This is a genomic window from Bradyrhizobium oropedii, assembly GCF_020889685.1.
GTDB lineage: Bacteria > Pseudomonadota > Alphaproteobacteria > Rhizobiales > Xanthobacteraceae > Bradyrhizobium > Bradyrhizobium oropedii.
Window position 1 is genome coordinate 1 of the sequence record NZ_JACMYO010000370.1, and the last position, 2,604, is coordinate 2,604.

General features: G+C 63.4%; 1 protein-coding gene. It reads left to right on the forward strand.

Annotation, left to right across the window (positions count from 1 at the left end; all coding sequences use genetic code 11):
* Positions 1 to 1,237: 1,237 nt before the first annotated feature.
* Positions 1,238 to 2,604 (forward strand): TIGR03808 family TAT-translocated repetitive protein (locus H8A95_RS42465; RefSeq protein WP_229188376.1); only part of this gene is annotated, 1,367 nt, incomplete at its 3' end.

Genomic DNA, 2,604 nt, shown 5'->3' on the forward strand with positions numbered 1-2,604 from the left:
TCTAGGGCAACGGTGCCCTAGCATGGGTCGCGATGGCCGACTGGAAGTTCATCAGTTTGGCTACGGAGTGCAGCACACTTCTGCCTGGGGTCAGCCCGAAAGGCCGACGTCTAACTTGTTCGACAGCAACGGAAATAGCCGGTTCTAAGCTCTTGTTCGGCCTGAGAACTAATTCGCTACAGTCAAACTTCCGGTTTGGGTCAAGCCAGCAATGCTCCACTCAAGCACAAGGTTTCTGCCTAACCTCAACAGCCGACATCTGGGCCACTATCAGTGCACGCCCAAACGTTTCAACAGGCCTTGATCAATTTCTGATTTCAAGAAATATTCTTGACACGCACCCCAAATCACGACTAAGAATCCGCTGTCCCGCCCGGCAAGAGGGGCGTATCGCGATCGTCACGAACGTGCGGCGGGATGCGGTGGACGCTGATCATGCGAGCGACGAACGCATGCGAAGCGGACGGTGAAGTCGTGTGGTCCTGACGCCCTAGTGGTAGGTGTCCTCTCGCAAAGCGCGAAAGCGCTTTTGCGAAGGCGGTGACAAGCAAGCCCAGTCTCGCCGAGGAGAGCACGAAGTAAGCCGTAAGCCATCGCGCAGGGAGAGCCGGGCTGTTTCCGGTTACACCTGTGGTCCTACCCCCGAGCTTTCTACCCATTGCTCGGGGCCCATGGGTGCGATCGGCACCCGGCTTTCCCTGCGCCCTCCGTTCAAGGAGAGGGTGAAACGAGATGCAAAGCTCGGGCGATTCATGTCGCGAGAATGCAAAGCTGCGTCCTCATCCACCTCTGTCATCGCCCGGCTCGCCGCCTTCGCTAAAGCTTCGGCGTGTTGGGCATTCATGGCCTCGTCGAAGCCTTGGCGTAGACGGGACCGGGCGACCCAGTACGCCGCGGCCTCTCGGCTCAAGCACTGGCGTCTCCGGGATACTGGATCACCCGCATTCGCATTCGCGGGTGATGACACCGAATAAGCTGTTTGACATGTGAATCGGAATCTCACGCCGTCATTGCGAGCGGAGCGAAGCAATCCATTTTCGCCACAAGCGGAGAAATGGATTGCTTCGTCGCGATCGCTCCTCGCAATGACGGTAGAGAGTAGCGCTGCATCCCCGATTAACCCTATCGCCAACAATCGCCCGGCTGCATCGGCGTGTTCACCATGCCGCGCCGCATTTCGCGCTACCACTCGACCCGCGAACGTCACCGCTCGCGAAGGTTTGCGAGGGCCATGCCCATGGACGTCAACCGCCGCCATCTTATCGGAGCATCCGCCGCCGGCGCAGCCAGCGCGCTCGCGATGTCGCCGGATGCGGCGCGCGCCGCGGCATCGACCGGCTCGCTCGGCCGCGACGTCACGCAATATGGCGTTCGCCCCGGCAGCCCCGACGACCAGACCCGCAATTTGCAGCGCGCGATCGATGATGCCGCGCGTGCGCAGGTGCCGCTGGCATTCCCGCCCGGCGTCTATCGCACCGGCCTGCTGCGGCTTGCGCCGGGCAGCCAGTTGATCGGGGTGCGCGGCGCCAGCCGGCTGGTGTTCAACGGCGGCGCCTCGATGCTGGAAGGCGAAGGCGCCGGCGGCGTCGTGCTGATGGGTCTCAGCTTCGACGGCGGCAAGGTTCCGCTGCCGGCGCGGCGCGGCCTCGTACATTGCTTGTCCGGCCGCGACATCCGCATCACCGATTGCCAGTTCATCGGCAGCGGCGGCAGCGGCATCTGGTTCGAACAGATGTCGGGCGATGTCAGCAACAACATCTTCACCGACATCGCGAGCACGGCGCTAGTGTCGTTCGACGCGCTCGGCCTGATGGTGGCACGCAACACCATCAAGGGCACCAACGACAACGGCATCGAGATCCTGCGCACCGCGATCGGCGATGACGGCTCGATCGTCGCCGATAACCGCATCGAGGACATCAAGGCCGGCCCGGGCGGCTCCGGGCAGTACGGCAACGCCATCAACGCCTTTCGCGCCGGCAACGTGATCGTGCGCGGCAACCGCATCAGCAACTGCGACTTCTCGGCGGTGCGCGGCAACTCGGCCTCCAACATCCACATCACGGACAACAGCATCAGCAATGTCCGCGAGGTCGCGCTCTACTCGGAGTTCTCGTTCGAGGCCGCTGTGATCGCCAACAACACCGTCGACGGCGCGGCGATCGGCGTCTCCGTGTGTAATTTCAACGAGGGTGGCCGCATCGCGGTGGTCCAGGGCAACATCATCCGCAATCTGCTGCCGAAGCGTCCCGTCGGTACCGACCCAAATGACGGCGCCGGCATCGGCATCTATGTCGAGGCGGACAGCGCCGTCACCGGCAATGTGATCGAGAACGCACCGACCTTCGGCATCGTCGCCGGCTGGGGCCAGTACCTGCGCGACGTTGCGATCACGGGCAATGTGGTCCGCAAGGCTCTCATCGGCATCGGCGTCTCGGTGGTGCCGGGCGCAGGCTCCGCGCTGATCAACAACAACATGATCTCGGAAACCCCGCGCGGCGCGGTGGTCGGGCTCGACCACGCCCGCCCGATCACGTCAGATCTGTCGGCGGGCGGCGCCCAGCAATACGCGCAGCTCGTGGTCGGCGCGAATGCGGTGCGGCG